Here is a 25215-nt window from a genome sequence, read left to right as displayed (position 1 = left end):
GGACGCAAGGATCACTTCTGTGGCCACATGCGGCAGCTTAGCTACATCGGTGGTCAATCACGCAGCGCTCGAACCGATCGCCACCTTCTCCGCGGACAGTAGTTTGACCAGAGCCTGCGCCCCAGCCGTCGACGACGCAGGATTCTGTCCGGTGATCAACCGGCCGTCGGTGATGGCAAAGCTCTGCCAGTTCTGCGCTTTTTCATATAATCCGCCGAGCCGCTTCAGTTCATCTTCGACGAGGAACGGCACGACATGCGTGAGCTGAACTTCTTCCTCCTCGCTGTTGGCGAAACCGGTGACCCGTTTTCCTTTGACGATCGGGGCACCCTTGTATGTCACCCGATGCAACACGCCAGGTGCGTGGCACACGGCAGCCACGGGTTTGCCGGAATTATAGAAAGACTCGATCAGAGAGATTGAATCCGGATTGTCGACCAGATCCCACATCGGTCCGTGACCGCCGGGGTAGAAAACTGCGTCGAAATTTTCCGAGCGCATGTCGGCTAGCTTCAAGGTGCTGGCGAAATCCTTCTGCGCCGCGGCGTCTTGTTTAAAACGCGCCATGGCCTCCGTTTGGTTCTCCGGCAGATCGCTCTTCGGATCGACCGGCGGCTGGCCGCCCTTGGGCGAAGCAAGCGTCAGTTCAGCGCCGGCATCGCGAAATACATAGTAGGGGGCAGCGCCTTCCTCGAGCCAAAAACCCGTCTTTCGACCGGTGTTGCCAAGAATGTCGTGCGAGGTAAACACCATCAGGATCTTCATCTGTGGACTCCTTTTGTTCGACCGCAGTCAAAACCGGCTGCGTGTGAGTAAGTATGTCAAATCTCCGCCACCGCCACAGTTGTACGTTGGTATCGGCGATACCTTGGTGTTGGTTGCTCATTGCGCCGCCCGTATTCCATCCGGCGAGCCCACCGAAGGTATAGGGGACACCTTCGTACAATAGCTCTCGACGGGGTTTGGCGCGATGGTTCTACCGAACGGAAGGCGGAGGCGCCCAGACCGTTTTCGGCTCTTGGCCGGCAAAGCACCACAGTTCGGCGATCAACGCCCCCGCCCGATGGCGGCAGGCGAGGCACCGTCGCGGACCAGCAAGGAGACGGATATGAGCCTGCAAAAAACAGTCGTGATTACCGGCGCATCCCAAGGGATTGGCGCCGGCTTGGTGAAAACCTTTCTCGACAAGGGATACAACGTCGTCGGGACATCGAGGCGCGTCAGCGAAACGACAACGTTCGACCGCGCGGCGCGGCTGGAGTTGATAGATGGTGATGTCGGAGATCCCGAGACTGCGAAGCATGTGGCGCAGCGAGCGGTCGAAAGGTTCGGATCGATCGACGTGCTGGTCAACAACGCAGGAATCTTCGTGACGAAGCCCTTCCTCGAATACACTATTGAGGACTTTCAGCGCCTGTCCGCGACCAATGTCGAAGGGTTCATCCACTTCACGCAGAGCGCCATCAAGCAGATGCTCGCGCAGACGTCGGGTGGAAGCGTCGTTACCATCACGTCGTCGCTGACAGACCACCCTATTGCGGGCGTGACCGCATCCTTGCCGATGATCACCAAGGGTGGCCTCAATGCCATCACCAAGAGCCTGGCACTGGAGTTCGCCAAGGACAATATCCGCGTGAATGCAGTGTCGCCCGGCGTTGTCGACACCCCCCTCCATGAGAAAAATCCGACGGAATTTCTGCGGTCGCTTTCACCGATGGGGACAATCACGGCGATCCAGGAGATCGTAAACGGCGTGGTCTATCTCACCGAGGCGACCAACATCACCGGGGAGGTGCTGCACGTCGACAACGGCGCACATCTGGGAAAATGGTAGGCCGCGACGCAGAGGCTCGCCTGCTGGAGCGCGCTATCACCCTCCCTCCGCCGCCTACACCATTCGGGGCGTATGTCGAGTCCGTCCAGTGCGGCAATCTGCTGTTTCTAAGTGGAATGCTGCCCGTCGTCGGTCACGAGCCGATGTACCACGGGCGAGTGGGTGAAGAGCTATCGGTCGCCGAAGGCTACGACGCCGCACGCGGAGCCTGCCTGAGCGGGCTTGCCGCGGCTAGGACACACCTCGGTTCGCTGAACGCGGTCCGCGCCGTCGCCAGGCTTGGCGTCTATATCGCGTCGACTGGTGAATTCCGCGACCACCCGAAGGTCGCCGACGGGGCGTCTGAACTGCTGCTCGACGTCTTCGGCGCCGACAGGATTCCACCCCGCATCGTCCTTGGCGTCTCCAGTATACCGCTGGGGATGCCTGTCGAAATCGAACTCATCCTCGAGATCGAACCCTAGCGAATAGGGGGAACGTGGTAGGCGAATTCTCCTTCGATCCGGAGGAGTTCGCTGCTCGTTGAGAGTACCGAGACATTCGGACAGCTGCGCAAAATTGCCTCGACCATCGCGGCTTCCGCGTCGATGACGTGCTCGCAATTGTCGATGACGAGCAACGTCTTCCTGACGCCCATGGAGATACCAGCTCCACAAAAAAGCGTCGCCATCGAGTGTCGGCAGCAGATCGCGGGCGATCTGCGACGCAAGCACGGTCTTTCCAATCCCGCCTGGCCCCCTCAACGTGACAACTCTGTATGCCGATATGAGAGTTCGCACTTGCGTAGTCGCAGTCTGGCGCCGGCTCCGACGCTGAAGCAGGGATATTTGCGCAGAATGAACCTTCAGCCGATTGTAGGGCGTTTGGGGGCCACGGCGGTCGGGACCTGCGAATGTTTTTATGGCAGGTCCAGTTTCCGAGAATACGATAGCCTCGGCCCGAGATGGTTTTCAGCTGGTGGCGCCCTGCCAGGCGCCTTTCGAATAGCAGATATATGAACTTGAATTGTGTTATTCTCGACGACGCGTGGCCAGACACGCTTCATGAGGTCGTTCTTGGAGACGATTTCGAGTTCCCAACCGCTGAACTCGAACAAGCCCAAGTCAATCTGCCCCGCGGCGATCCGATCCCATTCGTCGAATTCCAGATTTAGGGCTATCAATACAAGAATACCGGCAATCCCAAGCGCACCGGCGCTTGTTGGGCTGCGGCGTATTTCAGGATTTTTCAGAATCTCTGAAACCACGTAGTCGCCTTCCGCAACGCCGTTCAGTAAAAGAAGACCAGCAACAGACCTCGACGACGACTGTCAGACCTAAGCGTAATTCCTTTCCTAGAGCCCTGCGTCGCAGAACTTCTCATTCCAGCAACATTGGAGAGTGGCATGTACAGTGGCGAAACCCTGCAAAACTTATCGCGCAACGTTACACGGCATGCGTCCGACGATATCGTCATTGTGGTGAGTGATGACAATTCTTTCGGCGCAATCTTGCACGCGGAAATTTTCTCGCATGGGTGGCAGCCGGAGCCGCGAGCCTCCGCATCGGATTTCCTAATGTCCCCTCGAACTGACAGCCCTGGCTGCATCGTTCTTGACGCAAGCTTGGCTGACCTGACCGCATCTAATCTGACCCAGCTCATTTGCTGTTATGCCGTTCGCTGCCCTGTCATCGTTCTCACCGGGCATGGAGCTCCGGCGATGGCGGTGAATGGAACCAAATTTGGTGTTTTTTTCGTGCCGAAGTCATCCGGCCCGATTGCCGTCGCTGATGAAATTCGTTCGGCTATCCACGCTGTCTCGGAAGTAGACCGCATCGAAGGTTGCTACCGCACGCTTACGCTGCGAGAGCGGCAGGTCATGAAGTTCGTCGCTGAGGGGTTATTGAACAAGCAAGTGGCTTTTGAATTGCAGATTAGTGAGATCACTGTGAAGGCCCACCGCGGTCAGGTTATGAGGAAGATGAACGCGCGGACTCTCGCGCACTTGGTCAACATGGTAGCGAAACTTGATATCGGTCTTGGAGCTTTGCACTGATCGATGGGCTGACCAGCTAACCGTGCAATGGTGCTCGAAGTACTCGATGCGGATGTCGGACAGCCAGAAGAGATTGGATTACCACCTTTTCCCACTCACTTCGGAGCGGCTGAACTCCGGTTGACGAAGTCCACCAGCACACCCGGCTTGACCATGCCGGCCAGCTCTTCGACGTCCCAGTTCGTCAACCGTACGCAGCCATGCGAGCCAACTTTGTCGATCAGCTTTGGCTCCGGTGTGCCATGGATTCCATAGGTCGGCTCGGTCAGGTCGATCCAGACGGTGCCGACTGGGCCGTTCGGCCCTTTCGGAATGGTGAGGACCTTGTCGTTCTTTCCCTGCTTGAAGTTGCGCTTCGGGTCATAGCGGTAGACCGGCATCCTCGCGACGCCCTTGACCTTGTGCTTACCCGACGGCGCCGGGTTGTCTTCGCTGCCGATCGTCGCGGGATAGACTGCGAGCAGCGCTCCGTCCTCGGCATAGGCGAGCACCTGCCCCGTCTTCCTGTCGGCCTCGATCCTCTTGACCTTGCCTTCCCTTGGAGGACCGGGGTTCACCACCCACACCGTATCACCTGAAGCAAACTGCGAAGCCGGATTGAGCGCATTGACGAGATCGATGCCCATGTGGAACCGCTCGGACAGTTTTTCCGCAACGCTGGTATATCCCAAGCTCTGCATCTTGGCCTTCTCGCCATAGTCCTCGGGTATCTTGTCGACGAGACCCTTGGCATCTTCCGCCGAGACGACATAGCTCTCGACGATCGGGGCATCGCCTTCCAAGCGGGATACAACCTCTGCATCCGGCCTGCCATCGACAGGAAGCCCGTTCATGGCCTCGAAACCGGCGACCGCCTTGTTGACGTTCTCGCCGGCGAGCCCGTCGATGACGCCGGGAGACGCGCCGGCACGGTCGAGCAGGACCTGAAGGCGGACGATCGCCGGGTCCGGATCTTCGGATAAGCGCTTGTCGGCTTTGATGGAAGCAATCGAAGCGGCGTTGATTGCATCGGGCTTGAGTTCCCCCGCGGCGGCATCGCCAACGGAGATAAGCAGAGCGAGCAGCGATATCGGCAGGGCTGTTTTCATAAACGACAAATGGCCATCGCCGAAACTTGTTCCATTGAGCAAAGCCACTCGGACTTTAGGCTTAGTCGCTTCAAGTCCTTCCCAGATCACAGCGTCTTCGCACGGCTCTTGGCTTCACGCGATCTTGCCGCGCGACGGGCGGGCCTGAGTTCCTCGATCGTCGGGAGCCACCACGTGGCGTCTTCAGCCGGAGGCGTTTTCCCGGGCCAGATGCGGACGAGTTCTCCAAGGGTGGGCACCCGCCAATATCCCCAGACCCGATCATCGGTCCCGCCTGGATAGAAGTCCGCCACGACGGCCGGGTCGGCAAGTTCGCCGGTGATCTCGGTAAAGACGACGATTCCATAGGAGATAGCGACGGGTCTTCCGAACGGCGGCAGGTCGTCGGCAGGAAGCGGGTAACGACGGCGCTTACGTTCTGCGGAGCGGAGCCTGCTGCGGAGATCCAGCGCGGTCCCCTTGCGCTCCTCGGCTCGACGTCGTCTCTCTTCCGGCTCGTTTCTGCGGGCCGCCGCTTCGATATCGGGCCATCTGCGCCTGAGTTCCTCATAGGATCGGAAAGGAACGTGCCATATCTTGAGATCGCCGTCCCACCGGGAGAAAGGCACTTCGCGCAACTCGTCGACTGCGGTTTTCGAATAGGGCGTGCGGATTCGAAAGCCAGCCTTGCCGAGTTGAAGATATGAACTGTCGATCGGATCGAAGGCGAAGGCGTCCCGCCCCTTCGCATCCGCATGGGCGTCGGCTTCGGCCTCCAGCTCGGCAAGCCATCGTCCGATGCGGCGGGAGGCCGTCCGGCCGGGAACGAACCAGGCCTTGCGGGCGTCGCTCCAGCGGGCACGGGGGAAGCGTCGTCGAAACTGCTCGACGGTCATCCTGTCGTAAGGAAAGGAAACGTCAGCGCCTGGCTTTGGGTCGTCATCGGCAGACGGCGCCTCGTCACGATCAGCCGGGGATTTCGTTTCGGTCATGGAAGGAGAACGCTTGCGCGAAGGGATCGGTTTCCCAGGGGCGACACCACCCCCCAATTTTCAATCAGCAAGAGCGACGATTTGCTATCGACAAGCCGCGGGCAACTCCCCCCTCAGTGAATTATCCTCAATCGATCGTCCGCATGCGAAATATCATGCAGCGTCGCCATAAGCTTTTCGAACTCGTTCAAGACACGATTGAATTCGCTGTCCGGCATGCCGATGATTTCCGATATCGTGGAGGAAACGGAAGCGATCAGCCTGTCGATCCAGACGCAGTGGTCGGCCGGCACGTTGCGGAGAACCTCTTGCCGATGTGTCTTCAGCTCGCGCAGAATTCGGATGATAAGGGCTCCTCGATCCGCCCTGCTCAAGGACCGTAGCCTGATCTGCGCCCTCTGGATTTCCGTTATCAGCGTCGTCGCCATCCCCTGCTCCCCGACCGTCAACACAACCGATATCACAACCGTAGCGTTTGCAATACGGACTTTGGTCCCACAGCGGCTCGACACCGCGATGATCAATTTCTCGTCGCCACGAGGACCGGCACGTCGCAGGTGCGCCGCGGGCCGTCCCATGGCTGATATGTATTGTCTTCCGGTCGATACGACCTGTAGCGAGAGGCGCACCAAGCCGCCGCCTTCGCATTCACTTTGAGGCCCTCACCGTCATCGGCCCCGGCGATATCAGGCTGGTTTGGCGAAGAACAGGCGCGGATCTCACCGCGATAGGATCGATAGGTGTTGGCCGCAGGATCGAAGGAACGGTAACGTTGCGCGCACCAGGCGAGGTGCTCGGCCGAAAATTTTGGCAGCTGTGCGGGTTCCGGCTTCGCCGTTGCCGTCATGACGGCCGGCATCTCCGTGACATAGCTCGAATAGAGCGGCGCAATGCGCTCATAAGGCTGTTGCAGAGGATCCACTTTTACCGGTTGCGTCGTCCAGAGATCAGGCTCCGCCAGATCCTGGAAGGCATGCGGTTCGGAATCCGCGGCGACGTGGGAGGCAACGGATGCGGCGGCTATACAGGCTCCGACCGAGCTGACGATCCCAAAAGCGACAGATGCCAGTGCGTTCATCGTGCCGCCCCCTGCTGTTGCGCCTGCGGAACCCAGACGCGGCCGGCAGTGCTGCCATGTCGTCCGGCGGTGACGACAAGCATAGCGAGGATGCCGGCGATCGCCAGAAGGATCGCTATCAGCGGCAGGGCCAGACCTGCGGACTTCTCTTCGGAATAGATCATGTTCCTCTCCTCGGTCCCGACGGCGCCGTTCGCCGCCGGGCACCGGCCGTTAAGCCGAGATGATGTAGACGATGGTGAATGCAGACGGGTCGACGATGACGACCCGGCCATCGGCGAGGAGGAAGAAACGGTAGGCCTTGTACTGCGGCACGATCTCGATGATGCGCGGCGGCAGCGGCTCGAGCCTGATCTTCTTCGGGATGGTCGTGCCGACGGAGACCGTGAAATCGGTCTCACGAACCGGCTCGACATGAACATCCTTCACAACAGTGCGGATTTCCGTCTGCTGCTCGACCGAGATATTGACGTTGGTCGTGTTCGCCTCGGTCTTGGCGGCGTTCTTTGTGTTGCTGTCGACCGTTGTGTTGTTGTCGACGTTCGCCTTGCTGTTCGACGGGGTTTCAGTCGAACCGCTGGAAGACTTGGCGGCATTGCCGGATTTTTGAGTTTCGCCAGAGCTGTTCGAGCTGCCGGTCGATGTCCCAGTGTCTTGGCCGCCGGCCGGCTTCTGACCTTCTGTCGAGGACTGTCCGGACTTCGGTGTCTTCGGGCTATCGGAGCTTCCGGACTGTGACTTGGTGCCGGGCTCAGTTGCCGCTTTACCGGAGGATCCGTCGGTGGTGGTTCCCGAGGTTGCACCCGACGAGCTAGCGTCAGAGCCCGAAGGCTGCTGCGTGCCCTTGCCGGTCAATGCGTCCGCGCCGCCTGAGGAGGAGGCGCCGCTCGCATCCGGCTGCTGGGTCGCACCACTGCTGGATTGGCCGCTTTGGGCCGCCCCCTTCTTGGGAAGAATCGGCGCATCCTGCGCCGAGGCGGAAATGATGCCAACCGGCGAAACGCCGATCGAAAATGCCGTCATCAGGACGACGAGTGTCTTGCTCTTCATAACAATCTCTTTGCTTTTTCGGCCGCACGACGACGCTGCCGTCGTCGTGCGGCTGATCTAAACGATGATTTCCGAAGGGAACGCGGCGGAGGGCCGCGGGAGATCAAGTCACTTGATGACCTGGATTACCTTGCGAGACGACGGTTCGACGATGACACGTTCATCATTGACTACCGCGTAGGCATAGGTCGGATCATCCGGAATGGGCGTCACGACGACCGTCTCCGGCAACGGCTGTCCCACCACAACCTTCTCCTTTACGACCACGCGCGCCGACGGTGCTGGAGCCTCGCGAACGTAGGTGACGACCTTTTGCGGCGGCGGATCGATCGCGGTGCCAACGATGGCGCCGGCAACACCGCCGACAGCAGCGCCAACGGGACCACCGACAATCGCTCCGGTGACTGCGCCGCCGGCCGCACCATTGACGGTGGAGGATTGGGCGAATGCGACGCCCGACATCAGGGTCGCGGCCGTTGCCGCACCGACCATAATCTTTGAGAACATGATTTGCTCCTTCTGTTTCGAGGCGGCCGGGGTGACCGCTGCCAAACCAACTAGCTGGAGGCCGGGTCGTTCCACGTCCCGGACCTCAGTCTGATTGATCCCGGCCTTTGGTCCCAGATCCATGTCAATGTCCGCTGCCGACGCTACTTTCAGATCGAAAGGCCCGTCGTTCCGGGCATAGGCAGGAGGGTGATGCAGATGGCACGATCCAACCGCAGGGAGGCGGGACGCAGGCGCCTAGCAATGCGTCTACCGGATATGCGGGAGCTGATCATGGAAGCGCGCGACCCGCGGCAACTCGAACTGTTCGAGGCCTACCAGATGGCCGTCCAAGCGCGCGATTCCGTTCGCAGACAAGGGTTCAACTCCAACCGAGTGCGGGAGTACGACGAGGTCTGCGTCGAGATCGAGCGGCACGTCGTCAGCGCCATGCACGAACTTTCCGCCAAGCACACGCCCTTCCAGCGCGAACCCGGCGAGCCGTCAGATCTAGGCGGATAGACGTTTTTGGACATTCCATTTGGAAAGCATGCGAAGAGCCTCGTCCGGCCTGCCGAAGAGATAGCCCTGCCCTATCTCGCATCCGAGCCGTTGCAGCGCTTCGGCCTCCGCTTCTGTTTCGACGCCTTCAGCGACGACCTGCAGCTTCAAGCCGTGCGCCAGCGAAATGATCGTCCGCACGATCTCCAGCACAGTCGGATTTCCGTTCATTCGCCGGACGAAAGACTGGTCGATCTTGAGCTCGTCGAGAGGAAGATCGGCAAGGTAGCTCATCGACGAGTAGCCGGTGCCGAAGTCGTCCAAGGCAATGACGGCCCCCATTTCGCGAAGCGCGCGTATCTTTGCAATCACGGGTTCGCCTTGGCCGAGGAAGGCGGATTCTGTCAGCTCAAGGCACAGGCGGGAAGAAGCAAGCCCGCTGCCGGACAAGGCTTCGCTCACATCGGCCTCGATGTCGGATTGCTCGAACTGAAGTGCCGAGACGTTGACGGCGACGCCGAGTTCACCGGGCCAGGCGGCTGCCTCGGTGCAAGCTTCGAACAGCGTCCAGCGGCCGATATCGCTGATCAAGCCGGAGGATTCAGCGATCGGGATGAACTCGGCCGGCGATATCAGACCGAACTCGGGATGGTTCCATCGGATCAGGGCTTCCGCGCCTAAAAGGCGCCCGCTCGCAAATTCGATCTGTGGCTGGAACAGCAGAAAGAACTGCCGGTGCCGAAGAGCATCGTGCATGTCCCGTTCCAGCCGGCGAGACCGGGCCTGGCGAACGGCAATGGAAGGATCGAAAGAAGACCAGCGCCGGCCTACCAGGGCCTTCGCAGCATCGAGCGCGGATTCGGCGGCGTTCAGGAGAGCGCCAGGGGCCGCGTCGCCCGAGCTGGCTATGCCGACATGGACCGAGATCGGCACCGCCGAACCGCTGAGCCGTAGAGGCTCCTCGAACAGCCCCAGAAGACCGTCTGCAATACTCTCAATCGGACGTGCATCCGCAGCCGAGGTGGCGATGCCAAAATGGTCGCGGTCCAGTCTTGCCAGCAAATCGTCGGCGAATGCATCGCCGAGCCTCGCCGCTACGGCTTTCAGGAGTTCGTCGCCGACGTCGCGCCCAAGCGTGGCGCAAAGCGAGGAGAAACGTTCGATATCCAGCACAGAGACGAGGGTCCTACCCTCAAGGGTCGCCAGACGAGATGCGAATTCCCGACGATTGAGCAATCCGGTGAGTTCGTCCAGCTGGGACAGCGTCTTCAACCGCTCTTGATAGTCATATCGCGCGGTGATGTCCCGTATGATGAGGCAACCGGCAAACCGCGACCGCGCCGCGGCCGAATACGCATCCGGCTGTTCGATCGGCGAAATCGTAACGGATGCCTCGTAACGCGCCTGCGAACCTCCATGGCCGAAGAAATCGACCAGAGCCGTATGCACCTTGCCCGGTTCGGCATCGTGCTCTGAAACCAGCCTACGCACCACCTCGACGAGGGCGACGTCTGTACTGCCGAGAAGGGAAGCGCCGATCTCGGCTCGCAGCAACGCCTTTGCGGACTCGCTCGCCTCGACGATCCTCAGACCGCTATCGAATGCGACGACACCATCCGAACTGTCGGCGATGATCCGTCTCATCAGGCGTCGGGTGTTTCGAGCCTCAGTATTGGCGATGGCGACAAGCATTCGGCCGAGGTCGACGCGCTCGTTCAGGGCGAGCATCCAGGCGAGCAGCAGCGACAACCACGGCACCGCCGTTCCAACCAGGAACGCATACCGCCACTGCAGCAGGAATGCACCGATCTCGCCGACGGCAACGATGGTCAGTGCGACTGCCATCATCGTGACAAGGCCGGTTGAACGGCTGCGCATGACGCCGACGATCAGCAGGGCCGCAAACAAGAGTTCCAGCGGAACCTCATCGACCATCCTGAGGGAACGGTTCTGGAGCAGGGTCTCACCCGCGAGCACGTGAATGAGCGGGCCGGCAATGGCGCCGTAGACGGGAACGGCGAAAATGTCTTTCAGCTCGGCTGCCGACGCTCCCACCACCACCGAGTGGTCTCTGATTGCCTCAGCCGGCACGGTCCCATTCAGGACCTCGGACAAGGAGAATGTCGGAACGGTGTCGGGTCTTATCGAGTAGTCGATCCGCAGGGAACCGGCACTGCCGTCGATCCTGCCAAGGGCTGCTGCGGCGGATTGGGTTGGGTTCCCATCGAGCTGGCTTCCGAGATCGAAACGGCGGACGATCCCGTCTGCATCCATCGTCACATTGGCGAACACAGGCCATGCATTCTGAAGGAGCTGCGGGATCGGCCTTGTCACCGCCGTCTCAGACGATGACGCCATCTCCTGCTGGCGGAACACCGGCAGAAGAACCCCTCCTCCGGATCTGGCGAGCGCCGCCGCCAGAATCTCGTCCTCCTCTGTGCTGGAGAGGGCGCTGAAATCGACGTCGAGGAAGATGTCCTTGACGCCCGAGGCGACCAGCTTATCGAGCAGCGTCGCGTAGATGCGCCGCGGCCAGGGCCATGTCCCGACGGCATCTAGTGAGAGCTTGTCGATCGCAACGAAGACGATGTTGCCGGTGGCGCTGCGAGGCGCCCATTCGAAGCGCTTGGCGAAAAGACTGTTGTTGATCCCCTGCACCAGGCCGAAGCTGGATGCGGCCACGGGCAGCGCCAGCATGACGGCGATCAGCAAAAGCCGAACTGTGATCGTGCTGATGCCGTTGGGGAGGTAATCCCCAGCCGCCTTGGCCCTATCTCTCACTTGTCCTTGCCTTTGCCGTGTCCGCCGCCGTTGCCGTTGCCACCGCCGTTATTATCGCCCTTACCGCTGTTGCCATTGCCGTTGTTGCCATTTCCGCCATGGCCGGAATTGCCGTTGCCATTCCCACTGTTACCGCTGTCACCGGAATGACCGTTGCCATTGCCGTTGCCTTTTCCTCCGGAATTGCCCTGGCCGCCGCTCTTGCCGTTTCCGTTCCCGTTGCCACCGGAATTGCCGTTGCCATTGCCTCCGCTATTGCCATTTCCGCTGTTGCCGTTGCTGCCGGAATTGCCGCTGCCTTTGCCGTTATCATCGTCGCTCGCCTTGGCACCTGTCGTCTTGCTCGTTGCTGAAGAACTGCTCTTGGCCTCGGAGGTGGCGCCGGCGAGTTTCGTGGCGCCGACGGCCGGAATCTGGGCGACCGACGGCGCAATCGAGGTGATCTCGGGCTTGGATAGCCGGCCCGCCACCGCCATGCCGGCCTTCTTTTCGACAGTCGCGCTCTGACCCGGCGCCACATTCGACCGCTGGCCGCTGGCAAAGGAGGTGACCTGAACCAGACCGCGGTCCACGGCGACGGACGCCTTCATCCGATCGACCGTCACATGAAAGATCGTTCCTTTCACAACGGCCGCAAGGTAGGGCGTCTGTACCGTCGTATGCGGCTGGCTGCGCTTTTCGATTTCAAGGTCGAGCGAACCGACCTGCTGGAAGATCTGCGTCTTCATCGCAGCCGATTCATTGGTGGTGATGGCGGCAAGCGTGTTTGGCTGGAAGGTGATGCTCTCCACACCCCTGGCAAGCTGAACTCGCCCACGCGGGCCTGTGGAGACCCATGCCCGATTGGGCACCACTTCGCCAGCGCGCAGGTCCTGCCAGTTCGTCCTGTCGACGGTATACTTTACTTGATCTGTGGCCTTGACCACCCGCCAATCATCGGCAACAGCAAAGACGGCTGTCGGCAGCACGATCAATGCCGCGATCAGAATTCGAAAAATTGTCGACATGAATGCTATCCCTCGTCCTTGGGACAAGTGAAGCATGTTCCAATTAAGAATGATTATAAAACTGGGTGATGATTCTAAGAATTGTATGATGAAAGCGGCGCTCGTCGATCGAGCAACTACGAAAGGCGGCCCGCGAAGATTAAGGCGCTCATGCCGCCGCTAGGACAAGCTCCGTGACGCGCTTCCACGCGCTCGGCCACCTCATCGACAATCTGGGACATGCGTTCCGGCGCCCGCCATTCGATCTCGCCCCGCAGCAGCGTGCCGTGGCAGAATGCGGCTGCGACGTCCTGGGCGCTGGCCGCGACGGAGGTCAATTCGAGCCGGTCGCAGGTCACTGCCTTAAATCCTGCCGACGACATCTGCTCCTGGATGGCGCCGGGGTCGAAGTAGGAATATGGCAAGCGCTGGAGAAACTCCGGGGGGTCGGATGGGAAGAGGCCTGCCAGACATTCGTCCACACAGCTCGCGAAGTCGTTGGCCGAGAGTGAATCCCACGTCGAAAACAGAAACCGGCCTTTGCTGCGCAACACTCTTGCAGCCTCGCTATAGGCCTTCACCTTGTCGGGAAAGAACATTGCGCCGAACTGGCAGATGACGAGATCGAACATCTCAGGCGCGAAGGGGAGATTTTGCGCATCGGCGTGCATCCAGTGAGTCCGCGACATCGTCACCGTCGGCGCGCCGATATTGATCATCGCCTGGCTGAGGTCGGTGGCAACGATTTCCGTTGGCGGATCAAGCGTCCCGCGCAGAGCGCGCGTCAAGGCGCCCGTCCCCGCTGCGAGTTCGAGAACGCTGCCAGGTTTCGACCCGTCGGCGGCGATCGCCATCTCCGCCGCATAGGGCTCAAAGAGCATCGGCACGAGAAGGGTCTGGTAAAGCTCGGCCACACCTTCATCGAATGGTGCGGGAGAATTGGCAAATGCGGCGCGGGCGCCGTTTTCGATGTCGGCAGAAATTGTCACGCGCAAATCTCCAAACCGCGAACTCTTCAGCGCCGAAATATGACTGAATCTGCCGGCGTCCACCGGGGGCGGACCTTGGTCCCAGGCCTGTCAGACCGAAGTCCCGGGGGTGGAACGCGTAAAGGGCCGCGCCGTTTCGAAAAGGTGAAGGAGATCCAGATATGGCCCAGAGTAACAGATCCCGCGTCAATGACGCCTGCAACATGTCCGTCATCGCCCTTGTCGTCGTTCTCGCTGCGCTTCTCTACGTCTTCGGCGCCGCCATGTCGGGAGACTCGCTCCAGTTGACCAAAAGCATAAGAGGCGCCGAGATCTTCGATACCAGGGATCTCCCCTGACGCTGTCTGGAAAAATCTTGGGGAAGCGGTAGGTTAGTCGGCAAGTCTCTTACCGGTATCAAAATGAATTGGCTTCGCCGCTGGAATGCCCGCTCACTCGCCTCCCAGTTCTTCATCGCGGGTGGGCTCATTTCGATGGCCGCCATGTTTCTGGTGGGCATCCTCGTCACGCACCTGATCGAAGAGGCCGTCATCCACAATTCCGGTGCTGCGACGGCACTCTACGTCGACAGCGTGGTCGCACCGCTGCTTCCCGACATGCAAAAGGCAACACCGCTCGATGAAGGCAGCGCTCAGGCTCTAGACGAGACGCTCGGTCAGGGCGCGCTCGGCAGGCGTCTTGTTTCATTCAAGCTGTGGCGAAGCGACGGCACCATTCTCTATTCGAACGAGAAGGAGCTGGTGGGCAAGACGTTTGCGGTAAACGACAAGCTTCGAAACGCGTTCGCAGGGTCTCTCGTCGCCCGCTACGAGGTCGCCAGCGATCCGGAAAGCGACAAGGAGCGCGCGCTCGGCAAGCGGCTCATGGAAATCTACAATCCGGTGCTGCAGCCATGGTCCGGACAGGCGGTCGCCGTGATCGAGTTCTACGAGACGGCAGAAGGATTAGGCGACAGTCTGGCGCATGCCAGGCTCCGGAGCTGGGGCGCCGTCGCCGCGCTAACAGCAATCTTTTTCCTAGTTCTCTCCGTCCTGGTGTTCCGGGGTAGCCGCACGATAGAGGCGCAACGCAAGGACCTCAAAGAACGGGTCAATGAACTGTCGGCACTGTTGGAAGAGAACCGTGGGCTCCAGCGGCGGCTGCAGCGCGCCTCCCAGCGGGCGGCGGCGCTCAACGAAAGCTATCTGCGCAGCATCGGTGCCGATCTGCACGACGGCCCGGCCCAGCACATTGCCTATGCCTCATTGCGGCTGGACAGCGATATGTTGATCAATGCGTCGACCCAACCCGAAACGCGTGAAAAGGAGCTCGCCTGGATACGCTCAAGCCTTGCAGAGGCGATGACCGAGATCCGCAGTATCTGCAGCGGCTTGGTGCTCCCGCAGATCGAGAAATCCTCGATCGCCGAGATCGTTACGCGGGTGGTCGAAGCACATCAGCACAAGACCGAAACCCGTGTCGACACGATTGTCGACGATGATGGTCCCGAACCCGCTCCTGCCGTAAAGATCTGCATCTATCGCTTCGTTCAGGAAGCATTGAACAACGCCTATCGCCACGGCGGCGGCGTTCAGCAGGCCGTAAGAGCCGTCTCGCGCAAGGGACATGTTCATGTCGAGGTCAGCGACCGCGGCGATGGCTTCGATCCGACCGAAGTGAGGCCGACGAGCCTCGGCCTGGTTGGACTTCGCGAACGCATCGACAGCCTCGGAGGATCCTTCGACGTCAAAACGGGCGAAGGGGGGACGACGGTGACCATGACCTTCGAGCCTATGGAAGTTGGAGACTAACGAGATGATATCAATCACCATCGGCGTCGTGGACGACCATCCGCTTTTCCGCGAGGGCGTAACACGCAGCCTGTCGGAGATCAGCAACTTTGCCGTTGTTGGAGAAGGCGCCAGCAGCGATGATGCAGCAATGATCGCGTCGACCAGCCGACCCGACATCATGCTTCTCGATGTCTCGATGCCCGGTGGCGGACTGTCGGCGATCGTCGACGTGCTGACGCGCAGCCCGACAACGAAGGTGCTGATGTTGACGGTATCCGAGGAGGTGGACACGCTGCTGGCAGCCCTGCAACGGGGCGCAATGGGCTATGTTCTCAAAGGTGTCGGCTCCCGTGGTCTCGCAGAAGCGATCCAGACGGTGCTGAGTGGATCTCGCTATATCTCGCCGACGATGTCGGCGAAGGTCATGGAGAGTTCGCTGCATGGCAGTGCACCCGATAAAAACAATCTGACGCCACGAGAACGCGAGGTGATGGATCTGGTCTCTCAAGGTCTGTCGAACAAACATATCGGCTTGCGTCTCAACCTGCAGGAAAAGACGGTGAAGCATCATATGACTCAGATTCTGAGCAAGCTCGGCGTCTCGAACAGGACTGAAGCGGCTCTTCAATGGCGCGAACGGCAGTAAGAGCATGATGCCGAAAAGGGTGAGCGGTTTTCGGAGGACATCATGCTCGTCTCATTCATCGAGAACGGAAGGTGTTCGCACCACCCACTTTGCCGCCCTAGCGAAGGTAGCGGCCTAACCGGCGGGCATCATTTGCGGTCGCTTGCCGGCTTATGATCGTCCTGCCTTTTCCGTCCTTCATCACGTAACGGCCACTCCGCAGGGTTTCGGTGATGCCGTTTGTATGGCGGACGTCGATCGAACCATCGGAAGCTTCGGTCGCTCTCGCCCCCGATTCTTGAGAGGTGCCTGTGGCAGAGGAAGATGATCCCGCACTATTGCTTGAGCTCCCACCGGCGCTATTCCCGGAACCGCCGTTCCCGTTGCCGCCACCATTGCCGTTGTTGCCATTCCCTCCCCCGTTGCCATTCCCGCCGCCGCTACCATTTCCTCCCCCGTTGCCATTGCCGTTGCCGCCGCCATTGCCGTTGTTGCCATCCTTTGCCTGCGCGCATTCGAGCGCCAGAATGGGAAGCAAGCCGCCAAGGTTCAATGTCACCGGCGATGCAGCAGCGACGAAGGCTGCGGCCACGCTGCCGCTCAACCTCAGGAAGTCGCGTTTCGAGAGAGTCATGCTGTAGCCTCGTTCGTCCGTTCTCCGCCGTTTCCCACGCGTAATAGACGCATGACAATTTCGCTGTTCCGAAGATCAAATGCAACCGGACCTAAGGTACTAGAACGGGCAGGACTTTAGTCCGGCTTACCCATCACCAAGCCCACGAGCAAGAAATTGCGAACGATTATTGCAAGCGCTGGGCTGCGCCGCGCGCCATTTCCTGACCTTCGCCGCCTCGTCGATGCGTTGCCGCATGAGGGAAAATGCATTTTTCTGGAACTTCTTTCCGCGTCGCCGATTTGATTGTCGAAGACCAACAGAGGACACAGTGATGGCAAACCCGAACGAATCCCCCGCAGTCCAGTCCATGCGAAAAGAACAGGCAGAGCAGCGGCAGCAGGCCCGAAAGGGCGAGCTCGACAGAGGTATCGAAGGCACCTTTCCGGCCTCTGACCCGGTATCGGCCACCCACACCTCGATCCCTGCCGGGCGCAGCGATGTCGAGGCGGCTGAGCGGGTGAAACGAGAGCCAGATCCCACCAGGCTCGACGAAGCGTTTCCGTTCGTCGATCAGGCGCTGCGCTCGACCGGCGAAATCGGCTCGTCCGCGGGCTTCGATGCCGATCGAGGCGAAATGCGGGCGCTTCAGAGAGAAGCCGGTCGTGTGGCGGAAACTGCTTCGGAGCTGGCTTCAGGATCCGCGCGTCTGGCAAAGGCGGAAGCAAGCAGTTTCGTCAACGAGATCGAGGATCGGATACGCCGGCAGCCGCTGACATCCGTCGCGATCGTCGCCGCCATCGCGTTCGTTTTCGGAGCAACGCGTTGAGGGGCCGGCAGTCCTGTGAAGATCGCGACCTACAACGTCAACGGGATCAATGGCCGGCTGCCCGTCCTCTTGCGCTGGTTGAAGGAGGATGCCCCTGATGTCGTCTGCCTCCAGGAACTGAAGACAGACGACGCCAAGTTTCCGCTAGAGGAAATCGAACGATCTGGCTACGGCGCCGTCTGGCATGGACAAAAATCCTGGAACGGCGTTGCCATCCTGGCAAAGGGCAAGACGCCGATCCTGACACGGCGCGGTCTTCCGGGGGACCCTGATGACACCCACAGCCGCTATATCGAAGCAGTCATCGACGGCGTCGTGATCGGATGCCTATATCTGCCGAACGGCAATCCGTTCCCCGGCGTCAAATTCGACTACAAGCTCCGCTGGTTCCTTCGCTTGCACGAATACGCCGCTGAACTCCTCGAACTCGAGGTGCCGTCGATCCTGGCCGGCGACTTCAATGTCATGCCGACGGAGATCGACGTCTACAAACCTGAACGCTGGCTGGACGACGCCCTTTTCAGGCCCGAAGTCAGAAAGGCTTATGGCAATCTGGTCGCTCAGGGCTGGACCGACGCCGTCAGGCATCTGCATCCGCAAGAGCGCATCTATACCTTCTGGAAATACTGGCGGAATAGCTTCGAACGCGACGCGGGGCTGCGGATCGACCACTTCCTGCTTAGCCCGGCGGTCGTACCCTGGCTGCGATCGGCGACAGTCCGCAGAAAACCGCGAGGCTGGGAGCATACCAGCGATCACGCGCCGGTCATGATCGAGCTCGATGTTTTCGCAGCCGAAGCCGTGTGAGCCGAGATTCCGTCGATCGCAGGGAGGCAGGGAACCTACAAATTCCTTATGCGTCGACGCCAAGATCGTAGATGCGGCCTGTCAGCCAAGCTGGCCAGTCTCGCTCGAAGAAAGATCTGGCGTCTTCGTCCAGGGTGCGGTTCGCACGTGTCGAAAGCCTGATCTCATCCCCCTCCAGCCGAACGACGATCTGCTCGTTCCGGTCCCCTTCGCGTTCCCTTCGGAAGCGATATTGCTCCAATGCACCGGCACTTGCATGCGGAAGGGATTCGCCTTCCGGATCGCATATCGCGCGCGCGCCGCGGCTGCCGCCTCCGTTGCGAATGAAGAAATCAAGCGCGCTGAGCACCGCTTCGGAGGCCAGCGCCATATGCCGCCATTGCACGCCACGCACCGCCTCGGCTGCGCGACCGTAGGCGACGCCATCAGCGCGAATGTCAGCATTCAGCTTCCGGGCTTCGATCATGGCCTGGCCAACGCTCTGCTCATCGCAGATGATGCCGGCCTTTTCGCTCATTCGGGCCTGCACTGCCGAGCGGATCGATTTGACGGTGAGCGGGCTTTCAGTCCGAAGAGCGGAAAGCAGATCGGTGACGCCTGGCGCTGCGATACCTGATAAATCCGCCGTGGCGAGCCGCTTCGCCCTGCCGCTTGCGCCGATGTGCTCTGCCACCCGGATGCCGAAGACTTGCCCGGCATTGAGCGCTGCTCCTCCCGGCCTCGTCACCCCATGGGTACCCGCCGCTTCTCCGACAGCATAACAGCCGGCAAGATTGCTGCGACCCCAGGTGTCGACCATGATGCCGCCATTCATGTGCTGGTTGTTGACAGCGAATTCCAACGGCTCAGCGGCGATATCGACCTTGCAGCGGCGGTAGAGCTCGATCGCGAGCGGGTTCATGTGCTTCAACCGATCGATCGGCATGTCCTGGCCGGCGCCGGCCTTGCCGAGATAGAGGCGGACGTCTTCATCCAGCCTTTCCAGGCTGAATGGCAGATCGCCAGGTACCGGCAGGGGATTGCGATTGAAGTCCATGAAGACACGCCGCCCTGCGGCGGTTTCGCTTGATATGGCGAGATCCACCAGGCTCGAGCCGAAATCCAGCATGCGCGTCGCGTGGAATGGCCACTGATAGCCCTTGCGGAAGACGTTCGACGCCAGCTCTTGCGTCGTCCGGTAAAATTGTGCCAGGAAGTGGTGCTCGGCGCCTTCTGTATCGACCGAGTAGATATGCGGGATTGCCTGGACGTAGGTGCCCGACAGATTCCACGGAAATCCTTCCCGGCGCGTTCCGATGCCGAACTGGCTCTCTGTGAGGTTGACGAGTTCGACACCTGCCTCGAGCGCCAATCCGAGAGAACCGAAACAGCCGTTGGGATAAACGCTGTCGCGATAGAGCTCGCCCGGCCCGCCGGCCGCCAGCACGATCACTCCACTGACGAACAACGCAATGCCGAGCGGGTTCTGCTCTGTGCGGTCACTGGCGCGCATGGCCAGTATGCCGACGACGTGGCGGTCCGCCCCTTCGCCTTCGGTGAGGATTTTGACGGCGGTGGTCTGGTTATAGAACGGCACGTCGAGCCGGATCGCCTCCTCGGCCAGCACCTTGACCATCAGGCGCGAGGTGCGCGGTCCGCAACTGGTGGCACGGCCGACCTCGTCGTGATCGGTCTGATATCTCAGCGTGCCCCCGAGCGGGTCCTGCGGCAGCGGCAGGCCTAAAAACTGCAGCGACGCCATCATCCGGGACGAGCCGACAGCCTCGACATAGGCCGTGTCCTCGTCCATTGCGCCGCCGCCGCGGATGGCGCGGGCCATCGCCTTGTAATTGTCGCCCTGATCCGCCGTGTTTGCGGTATGAAGGGTCTGCTTGTCCGATCCCGAGCAGGCAGAGGTTCCGCCCCAGGCGCTTTGGCTCATGATGACGACGTCGTCACCGCGCCGCTTCATTTCCACCGCCGCACGCAGACCTGCAGCACCGGATCCGACGACGACGCAGCCGGCTCGGTAGATCGGCAGCTCGACGCCGGCCAGCCGGACCGCCTCCGAAGCGGAAGCCTCCGGTGGAAGGCGCGGCATGTCGACATCGGTCAGTGCGTCAAGAATTTCCTGCGGAACAGCTCTGGTCATTGACGTCAGCCCAACGGGATGTCGACCCAGCGCTTCTGCCGGGAGGACTCCATGCACGCATCGACGATCTGACAGATGTGGTGGCCCGTATCGAATGTCGGCCACATCGGCCTGTTTGCAACGATCGAGCGGACCACCTCGGCCACCTCGATGATTTTGCTTTCATTGTAGCCCAGGCCGAAATTGGGCAGAGGGAGGAAAGCCCTGAAGGTGGGATTTTCAGGACCGACGTCGATCTCCCGGAAGCCGCGCCGCCCCGTCCGGTCGTCGTTGGAGTAGAAGCGCAGCCGGTTTATCTCGTCATAGGTATAGGCGAGGCTGCCTTTCGTTCCGTAGACCTCGTAGGTCTGCATGAACTTGCGGCCGGTCGCGACCCGGCTGAAATCGACGATCCCGCCGGCGCCGTTGGCAAACCGGCACAAAAGGTTGGTCGCGTCGGGGTTCGTGACATCAGCCCAGGCCTCGTTGCCTGACAGTTTCACCTGCTCGCCATAGGCAAGCCCCTCGACGACGGGCCGGCGTGGCGTGACGATCAGATTGTCGGCGATCAGGGAACTGACACGGCCGACCAGGAAATCCATGAAACTGAAGATGTGCGAGCCGGTGTCGCCGACGATCCCGGTCGGCGCCAGCTTTCCATCGGCGCGCCACATGAAGGGCGCGTTCGGATCGCCAAACATGTCGACGTGCTGGCAGCCGCGGAACAGCTTGATCTCGCCGATTTCGCCGGATTGAATGATGTCTTTCGCCAGATCGTGGACAGGGTTTCGAGGAAAGGCGTGTCCGACACGGGTGATCACACCCTTTTCCCTGGCGATCTCGGCCAGTTCCCGCGCCTCGTCGGCGGTGTTGGCCAGTGGCTTTTCGCAATAGACATGCTTGCCGGCCAGCAAGGCCGCCTTGGCCACCGGATAATGGAGGTGGTCAGGCAGGCAGATATCGATCAGATCGACTTCGGGATCGGCGACCGCCAGTTTCCAGTCCTGATAGATCCTGGCGCCTGGCGCCCTGTTGGCAATATCCTCGGCTGCGTCAGGGTTGCGGTCGACCAGCACCACGATCCGCGCTGTCCCGTCCGAGACGCCGAAGAAATGCGCAAAGGTCTGATAGGCCATCGTGTGGACCTTGCCCATCCAGCCCGAGGCACCAAGCACTGCAACTCTCACTTCAGACATGGTCGTTACTCCTTAGCGGATTTCGGCGCGGGCCCGAGGCCTAGTGTCGTTGCGTTCGTAGGCGAAGATCGCCGACGGCAGCGCCGGCAGGCCCCGGATGAGGTCCGATCCTTTTTCCCCGACCATGATCGTCGGCGCGTTGGTATTGCAGGACGGCACGCGCGGCATAACCGAGGAATCGCAGACGCGAAGACCTTCAAGGCCATGGACCTTGAGATCGAGCCCGACGACCGCATCCGGCCCCGTTCCCATCTTGCAGGTGCCCACAGGATGATGGTCGGTCTTGGCGTTGGCGCAGCCGTAGTCGAAGAGCTGCTCGTCGGTCATGACCTTAGGCCCGGGAAGCCTTTCGGCCATGACAAAGGGCTTCAGCGCCGCCTGCTGCATGATCTCGCGGGCGAGCTTGAGCCCCTCCAGGGACATCGTCCTGTCGTGAGGATCGGACCAGTAGTTGGGGTCGATCAGGGGAGCGGCAGCCGGATCGGCGGATGAGAGACGCACCGTCCCGCGCGAGCGTGGATGCAGATAGGCGGAATTGAGCGTCACGCCGGCGTTCTTGAGCCGCTCGACGCCTGCTTCGATGCCCGAACCCAAACCGAGGTGGAACTGAATATCGGGAGACCGGGCGTCGGGATCGGCATACCAGAAGCCGCCGGTCTCGAAGAGCGACGAGGCGACCGGACCGCTGCGGAACAGGACATATTGCAGACCGGCCCAAAGCGTGCGGTGAAGCTTTGCGACGCCGTCATAGGTGTGATCGCCGGTGCATTCGGCGATGACGAAAAGGTCGAGGTGATCCTGAAGATTGCCGCCGACGCCGGGCAGATCGTGGTTGACCTTGACGCCCACCGATTTCAGATGATCGGCCGGGCCGATGCCGGACTGCAGAAGCAGCTTCGGCGATCCGATCGCGCCGGACGAGATCAGCACTTCGCGCTCGGCGCGGACGATTTCCGAGCCGCGCGCGGTGGCGATCTCGACGCCTGTCGCTCGCGTTCCCTCGACGATGATCCGCGCGACGCGCGCGCCCGTCCTGACCGTCAGGTTCTTCCGATCCTTGATCGGCGAGAGGTAAGCCAGCGAAGCAGATGACCGGCGGCGATCGCGCTGGGTGAGCTGGTAAAATCCGACGCCCGCCTGCTGGCGGCCGTTAAAATCGTAATTATAGGGAATGCCGAGCTCCTGCCCGGCGCGAATATAGGCGTCACAGATCGGCAGGGGTGCTGCCGGCATCGACACACCCAGCGGGCCGCCATAGGCGTGGTAGTCGTCGGCGAAGCGCTGATTGTCCTCGGCGCGTTTGAAATAGGGCAGGATCGAGCGATAGTCCCAGCCCTCGCAGCCGTCTTCACTCGCCCAAAGATCATAGTCCGCAGCGTTTCCGCGCGTATAGAGCTGTGCGTTGATCGATGAGCCGCCACCGATGACCTTCGCCTGGGTATAGCGCAGCACCCGGCCCTTCATGTGCTTCTGGGGGACGGTTTCCCAGCCCCAGCTGGCGACACCTTTGGTCATCTTGGCGAAGCCGGCCGGCATGTGAAAGAGAGGATTCCAGTCGCCTCCGCCGGCTTCGAGAAGCAGCACCTTGACATCGGGATCTTCGCTGAGCCGGCTTGCCAAGACGCAGCCTGCAGGACCGGCACCGGTGATGATATAATCGAATCCCATTTTACTGTCCTATTTGAACCCGGCACGTGCCAATGGATCTGCTTTTGCCTGCAGGTCCTTCGACGCGATGTGATCGGCAACTCTGAGCGCCTGGCTGGCGACGGTGAGCGCGGGATTGACGGCAGCCGACGTGGGCAAGAAGCCGGCGTCGACGACGAAGAGGTTTTCGTGATCATAGGAACGGCAGTACGGGTCCAGCGGCGCTGTCGCAGGGTCGTTGCCGATGCGGACCGTTCCGCACTGATGGGAGGGCGTGCGCTTGTCGAAGGGCCGCGACAGCACGATCGGAAATCCGATCGACTTCAGGATCGCCTTCAGCCTGGCGACAAGTGCGAGATGCGCGTACCAGTTGGTTCGCTGCCACTGGAGAATGATCCGATCTCCATCGACGATGACGCGGCTTTCCGGATTGGGAACGTCCTCGCTCATCGCATAGAAGTCGATGGCATGGTTGGTGATGAAACGCAGGAGCCATTCCGGCGCCTGCGGCAGAGAGCCCTTCAGAACTTTTTCGGAGATGCGGCCCAGCAGCTGCACGTTTCCGAGCGGCGGGCCACCCTCCCCGTCGGAGAGATAGAAGTCGTTGAAGGCAAAGGTCTTCTGGTAGATCGCGGTGTTCCGGAACCGTGGCGAGACGCCGATGACGGCGGAGGCGTTGTGGTTCATGAAATTGCGGCCTACCTGGTCGGAGGAGTTCGCCAGGCCTCTTGGGAAGCGGTCGTTTTTCGAGCGCAGCAGAAGCACCGACGACTGGACCGCGCCGGCCGAAAGGATCACCATCGCAGGCAAAACCGTCAGCGCCTCGCCGTTCCTGACATAGGTGACCCGGTCGATCCGACTCCCCGCCCCTGTGTCGAGCCTCGTGACGCGCGCATTGGTTTCGAGTCGAACGTTCTCATGCTTCAGCGCCGCCGCAAGGGCTGCGGTCTCGGCGTCCATTTTGCCGTCGCGTGCATTCGGATGTGCATCCCAGGGCGTCCGCGCCTTGGATAGCCAGGCGTCGAGGTCGAGGCCGAGCGGCAGGGAAAACGGGTGCAGGCCTTTTTCCTTGAGGCGCGCCCTGATGTCGGCGATCGGCGCCTCGTCCGGCACGGGCGGGTAGCCGTAAGCAGTCGAGTGATAAGGCTCGGTAGGATCTTCGCCCAGGCTGCCGCGAACCTGGTACATCCGCTCCGCCTTAGCGTACCACGGCTCCAGTTCCTCATAGGCAAACGGCCAGGCCGGCGACACACCCTCGCGGTGCTCGATCACGCCGAAATCCTCTTTGCGGTAGCGCGACAGGACGGCGCCGTAGAACTTCGAATTGCCGCCGACATTGTAATAGTTGCCGGGATTGAAACCCTTGCCGTTCGCCTCGTACCAGGTTTCCTTCGGTCGGAAATGCCCCCGCTGGAAGATCGCTCGCTGGTCACGATTGACCGGAAGATCGGCAATGTGATCGCCGGCTTCGAGGATCAATATCTCCGCGCCGGTCGCGGCGAGGCCGGCGGCGACGGTGGAGCCGCCGACGCCTGAACCGATGATGACGATGTCTGGTGAACTGCTCATCTTAGCCCCTGGCCGTCACCCGATCCGCACCTGGCTGTGCGGATCGAAGAACACGGCCTTGTCGAGATTGAAGGCAAGGCGTGTTGTCTGTCCTGGAGCGATGCCGGCATCGGCGCGCAGGCGGGCGACGACGGATTTGCCGCCGAGCTTGGTGACGGCGAAGGTGTCGGAGCCGGCCGGTTCGACCACCTCGATCAGGCAATCGTCCTCGGTCAGCGAGCGCGCCTTGCGGTCGGCACCATCAGGAT

Annotated in this window: 27 protein-coding genes and 1 pseudogene; 9 read left to right on the top strand and 19 right to left on the bottom strand. The window is 60.9% G+C overall.

What is annotated here, in order from left to right:
• Positions 1–57: 57 nt before the first annotated feature.
• Positions 58–765 (bottom strand): type 1 glutamine amidotransferase domain-containing protein, encoded by a 708-nt coding sequence (locus tag GR197_RS29960; protein WP_164016214.1) that lies wholly within the window; start codon positions 763–765, stop codon positions 58–60.
• A gap of 343 nt (positions 766–1108) precedes the next feature.
• On the opposite strand from GR197_RS29960, the gene GR197_RS29955 reads away from it, so the two are divergent.
• Together GR197_RS29955 and GR197_RS29950 are read left to right on the top strand one after the other, a co-directional pair.
• Positions 1109–1834: an SDR family NAD(P)-dependent oxidoreductase gene (locus tag GR197_RS29955; RefSeq protein ID WP_164016212.1), complete on the top strand. Its 726-nt coding sequence runs from the start codon at positions 1109–1111 to the stop codon at positions 1832–1834.
• A complete protein-coding gene (locus GR197_RS29950) occupies positions 1828–2298 on the top strand; it encodes a RidA family protein (RefSeq protein ID WP_164016210.1) in 471 nt (156 codons plus the stop codon). Before GR197_RS29955 ends, GR197_RS29950 begins: the two co-directional genes overlap by 7 nt.
• Here the strand turns inward: GR197_RS29950 and GR197_RS32915 are convergent.
• Both GR197_RS32915 and GR197_RS32910 read right to left on the bottom strand, forming a co-directional pair.
• Positions 2295–2471: a hypothetical protein gene (locus GR197_RS32915; protein WP_432444212.1), complete on the bottom strand. Its 177-nt coding sequence runs from the start codon at positions 2469–2471 to the stop codon at positions 2295–2297. The genes GR197_RS29950 and GR197_RS32915 overlap by 4 nt on opposite strands.
• A 261-nt stretch (positions 2472–2732) precedes the next feature.
• The gene (locus GR197_RS32910) at positions 2733–3080 is read right to left on the bottom strand and encodes a hypothetical protein (RefSeq protein ID WP_432444211.1); all 348 of its coding nucleotides are present in this window, start codon (positions 3078–3080) and stop codon (positions 2733–2735) included.
• A gap of 138 nt (positions 3081–3218) precedes the next feature.
• Between GR197_RS32910 and GR197_RS29940 the strand changes: the two genes are divergently transcribed.
• Entirely contained in the window at positions 3219–3869 is a 651-nt protein-coding gene (locus tag GR197_RS29940) for a response regulator transcription factor (protein ID WP_164016208.1), read from the top strand.
• Positions 3870–3964: 95 nt separating this feature from the next.
• Here GR197_RS29940 and GR197_RS29935 read toward each other — a convergent pair whose 3' ends face one another.
• The 7 genes from GR197_RS29935 to GR197_RS29910 form a co-directional block, all read right to left on the bottom strand.
• Positions 3965–4966 carry a L,D-transpeptidase family protein gene (locus GR197_RS29935; protein WP_204330467.1) on the bottom strand — a complete coding sequence of 334 codons (1002 nt, stop codon included), beginning with the start codon at positions 4964–4966 and terminating at the stop codon, positions 3965–3967.
• Between the two features lie 77 nt (positions 4967–5043).
• Positions 5044–5928 carry a hypothetical protein gene (locus GR197_RS29930; RefSeq protein WP_164016206.1) on the bottom strand — a complete coding sequence of 295 codons (885 nt, stop codon included), beginning with the start codon at positions 5926–5928 and terminating at the stop codon, positions 5044–5046.
• Between the two features lie 113 nt (positions 5929–6041).
• Positions 6042–6356, bottom strand: coding sequence for a hypothetical protein (locus tag GR197_RS29925; protein ID WP_164016204.1), 315 nt, complete (start codon positions 6354–6356; stop codon positions 6042–6044).
• A 92-nt stretch (positions 6357–6448) separates the two neighbouring features.
• The gene (locus GR197_RS29920) at positions 6449–7006 is read right to left on the bottom strand and encodes a BA14K family protein (RefSeq protein ID WP_164016202.1); all 558 of its coding nucleotides are present in this window, start codon (positions 7004–7006) and stop codon (positions 6449–6451) included.
• A complete protein-coding gene (locus tag GR197_RS32155; protein WP_204330466.1) occupies positions 7003–7170 on the bottom strand; it encodes a hypothetical protein in 168 nt (55 codons plus the stop codon). The genes GR197_RS29920 and GR197_RS32155 overlap by 4 nt, the downstream gene beginning before the upstream one ends.
• A 49-nt stretch (positions 7171–7219) precedes the next feature.
• Positions 7220–8056 carry a DUF1236 domain-containing protein gene (locus tag GR197_RS29915; protein ID WP_164016200.1) on the bottom strand — a complete coding sequence of 279 codons (837 nt, stop codon included), beginning with the start codon at positions 8054–8056 and terminating at the stop codon, positions 7220–7222.
• Between the two features lie 108 nt (positions 8057–8164).
• Complete coding sequence (locus GR197_RS29910; RefSeq protein WP_164016198.1) at positions 8165–8563, bottom strand: DUF1236 domain-containing protein; 399 nt, start codon at positions 8561–8563, stop codon at positions 8165–8167.
• A gap of 198 nt (positions 8564–8761) precedes the next feature.
• On the opposite strand from GR197_RS29910, the gene GR197_RS29905 reads away from it, so the two are divergent.
• Positions 8762–9064, top strand: coding sequence for a hypothetical protein (locus GR197_RS29905; protein ID WP_164016196.1), 303 nt, complete (start codon positions 8762–8764; stop codon positions 9062–9064).
• On the opposite strand, the gene GR197_RS29900 is transcribed toward GR197_RS29905, so the two are convergent.
• From GR197_RS29900 to GR197_RS29890, 3 genes are all read right to left on the bottom strand, one after another.
• Complete coding sequence (locus GR197_RS29900) at positions 9053–11824, bottom strand: EAL domain-containing protein (protein ID WP_164016194.1); 2772 nt, start codon at positions 11822–11824, stop codon at positions 9053–9055. The genes GR197_RS29905 and GR197_RS29900 overlap by 12 nt on opposite strands.
• A complete protein-coding gene (locus tag GR197_RS29895; protein ID WP_164016192.1) occupies positions 11821–12831 on the bottom strand; it encodes a FecR domain-containing protein in 1011 nt (336 codons plus the stop codon). Before GR197_RS29895 ends, GR197_RS29900 begins: the two co-directional genes overlap by 4 nt.
• A gap of 116 nt (positions 12832–12947) precedes the next feature.
• On the bottom strand, positions 12948–13799 hold the full coding sequence (locus GR197_RS29890; RefSeq protein WP_164016191.1) for a methyltransferase domain-containing protein: 852 nt from the start codon (positions 13797–13799) through the stop codon (positions 12948–12950).
• Between the two features lie 161 nt (positions 13800–13960).
• On the opposite strand from GR197_RS29890, the gene GR197_RS32150 reads away from it, so the two are divergent.
• From GR197_RS32150 to GR197_RS29880, 3 genes are all read left to right on the top strand, one after another.
• Positions 13961–14137 carry a hypothetical protein gene (locus tag GR197_RS32150; protein ID WP_204330464.1) on the top strand — a complete coding sequence of 59 codons (177 nt, stop codon included), beginning with the start codon at positions 13961–13963 and terminating at the stop codon, positions 14135–14137.
• A gap of 63 nt (positions 14138–14200) precedes the next feature.
• A complete protein-coding gene (locus GR197_RS29885) occupies positions 14201–15589 on the top strand; it encodes a sensor histidine kinase (protein ID WP_164016189.1) in 1389 nt (462 codons plus the stop codon).
• A 4-nt stretch (positions 15590–15593) separates the two neighbouring features.
• Positions 15594–16217 (top strand): response regulator, encoded by a 624-nt coding sequence (locus tag GR197_RS29880; protein WP_164016187.1) that lies wholly within the window; start codon positions 15594–15596, stop codon positions 16215–16217.
• A 97-nt stretch (positions 16218–16314) separates the two neighbouring features.
• Here the strand turns inward: GR197_RS29880 and GR197_RS29875 are convergent, their stop codons facing one another.
• Complete coding sequence (locus GR197_RS29875) at positions 16315–16830, bottom strand: hypothetical protein (RefSeq protein ID WP_164016185.1); 516 nt, start codon at positions 16828–16830, stop codon at positions 16315–16317.
• Positions 16831–17143: 313 nt separating this feature from the next.
• Here GR197_RS29875 and GR197_RS29870 point away from each other — a divergent pair, with 313 nt between their 5' ends.
• Entirely contained in the window at positions 17144–17638 is a 495-nt protein-coding gene (locus GR197_RS29870) for a hypothetical protein (RefSeq protein WP_164016235.1), read from the top strand.
• Positions 17639–17653: 15 nt separating this feature from the next.
• Positions 17654–18445, top strand: a complete 792-nt coding sequence (xth, locus tag GR197_RS29865) for an exodeoxyribonuclease III (protein WP_164016183.1) — start codon at positions 17654–17656, stop codon at positions 18443–18445.
• 46 nt (positions 18446–18491) lie between these two features.
• Here the strand turns inward: xth and GR197_RS29860 are convergent, their stop codons facing one another.
• The 5 genes and pseudogenes from GR197_RS29860 to GR197_RS29840 form a co-directional block, all read right to left on the bottom strand.
• Entirely contained in the window at positions 18492–20576 is a 2085-nt protein-coding gene (locus GR197_RS29860) for an FAD-dependent oxidoreductase (protein ID WP_164016181.1), read from the bottom strand.
• A gap of 5 nt (positions 20577–20581) precedes the next feature.
• Complete coding sequence (locus tag GR197_RS29855; protein WP_164016179.1) at positions 20582–21751, bottom strand: Gfo/Idh/MocA family protein; 1170 nt, start codon at positions 21749–21751, stop codon at positions 20582–20584.
• 12 nt (positions 21752–21763) lie between these two features.
• Positions 21764–23419 (bottom strand): GMC family oxidoreductase, encoded by a 1656-nt coding sequence (locus GR197_RS29850; RefSeq protein WP_164016177.1) that lies wholly within the window; start codon positions 23417–23419, stop codon positions 21764–21766.
• Between the two features lie 9 nt (positions 23420–23428).
• Positions 23429–24967 (bottom strand): GMC oxidoreductase, encoded by a 1539-nt coding sequence (locus GR197_RS29845; RefSeq protein WP_164016175.1) that lies wholly within the window; start codon positions 24965–24967, stop codon positions 23429–23431.
• Between the two features lie 15 nt (positions 24968–24982).
• A pseudogene (locus tag GR197_RS29840) lies at positions 24983–25215 on the bottom strand (sugar ABC transporter ATP-binding protein); the annotation flags it as partial.

It is taken from the genome of Rhizobium phaseoli (assembly GCF_010668805.1).
In the GTDB taxonomy this organism is placed as follows: Bacteria; Pseudomonadota; Alphaproteobacteria; order Rhizobiales; family Rhizobiaceae; genus Rhizobium; species Rhizobium phaseoli_A.
This window is presented reverse-complemented; position numbering and strand designations above follow the sequence as displayed.

Bases quoted from the DNA above. Each gene is read 5' to 3' on its own strand.
- GR197_RS29960 (WP_164016214.1), bottom strand. From the start codon at position 765: ATGAAGATCCTGATGGTGTTTACCTCGCACGACATTCTTGGCAACACC.
- GR197_RS29955 (WP_164016212.1), top strand. From the start codon at position 1,109: ATGAGCCTGCAAAAAACAGTCGTGATTACCGGCGCATCCCAAGGGATT.
- GR197_RS29950 (WP_164016210.1), top strand. From the start codon at position 1,828: ATGGTAGGCCGCGACGCAGAGGCTCGCCTGCTGGAGCGCGCTATCACC.
- GR197_RS32915 (WP_432444212.1), bottom strand. From the start codon at position 2,471: ATGGGCGTCAGGAAGACGTTGCTCGTCATCGACAATTGCGAGCACGTC.
- GR197_RS29940 (WP_164016208.1), top strand. From the start codon at position 3,219: ATGTACAGTGGCGAAACCCTGCAAAACTTATCGCGCAACGTTACACGG.
- GR197_RS29930 (WP_164016206.1), bottom strand. From the start codon at position 5,928: ATGACCGAAACGAAATCCCCGGCTGATCGTGACGAGGCGCCGTCTGCC.
- GR197_RS29925 (WP_164016204.1), bottom strand. From the start codon at position 6,356: ATGGCGACGACGCTGATAACGGAAATCCAGAGGGCGCAGATCAGGCTA.
- GR197_RS29920 (WP_164016202.1), bottom strand. From the start codon at position 7,006: ATGAACGCACTGGCATCTGTCGCTTTTGGGATCGTCAGCTCGGTCGGA.
- GR197_RS32155 (WP_204330466.1), bottom strand. From the start codon at position 7,170: ATGATCTATTCCGAAGAGAAGTCCGCAGGTCTGGCCCTGCCGCTGATA.
- GR197_RS29915 (WP_164016200.1), bottom strand. From the start codon at position 8,056: ATGAAGAGCAAGACACTCGTCGTCCTGATGACGGCATTTTCGATCGGC.
- GR197_RS29910 (WP_164016198.1), bottom strand. From the start codon at position 8,563: ATGTTCTCAAAGATTATGGTCGGTGCGGCAACGGCCGCGACCCTGATG.
- GR197_RS29905 (WP_164016196.1), top strand. From the start codon at position 8,762: ATGGCACGATCCAACCGCAGGGAGGCGGGACGCAGGCGCCTAGCAATG.
- GR197_RS29895 (WP_164016192.1), bottom strand. From the start codon at position 12,831: ATGTCGACAATTTTTCGAATTCTGATCGCGGCATTGATCGTGCTGCCG.
- GR197_RS32150 (WP_204330464.1), top strand. From the start codon at position 13,961: ATGGCCCAGAGTAACAGATCCCGCGTCAATGACGCCTGCAACATGTCC.
- GR197_RS29885 (WP_164016189.1), top strand. From the start codon at position 14,201: ATGAATTGGCTTCGCCGCTGGAATGCCCGCTCACTCGCCTCCCAGTTC.
- GR197_RS29880 (WP_164016187.1), top strand. From the start codon at position 15,594: ATGATATCAATCACCATCGGCGTCGTGGACGACCATCCGCTTTTCCGC.
- GR197_RS29875 (WP_164016185.1), bottom strand. From the start codon at position 16,830: ATGACTCTCTCGAAACGCGACTTCCTGAGGTTGAGCGGCAGCGTGGCC.
- GR197_RS29870 (WP_164016235.1), top strand. From the start codon at position 17,144: ATGGCAAACCCGAACGAATCCCCCGCAGTCCAGTCCATGCGAAAAGAA.
- GR197_RS29860 (WP_164016181.1), bottom strand. From the start codon at position 20,576: ATGACCAGAGCTGTTCCGCAGGAAATTCTTGACGCACTGACCGATGTC.
- GR197_RS29855 (WP_164016179.1), bottom strand. From the start codon at position 21,751: ATGTCTGAAGTGAGAGTTGCAGTGCTTGGTGCCTCGGGCTGGATGGGC.
- GR197_RS29850 (WP_164016177.1), bottom strand. From the start codon at position 23,419: ATGGGATTCGATTATATCATCACCGGTGCCGGTCCTGCAGGCTGCGTC.
- GR197_RS29845 (WP_164016175.1), bottom strand. From the start codon at position 24,967: ATGAGCAGTTCACCAGACATCGTCATCATCGGTTCAGGCGTCGGCGGC.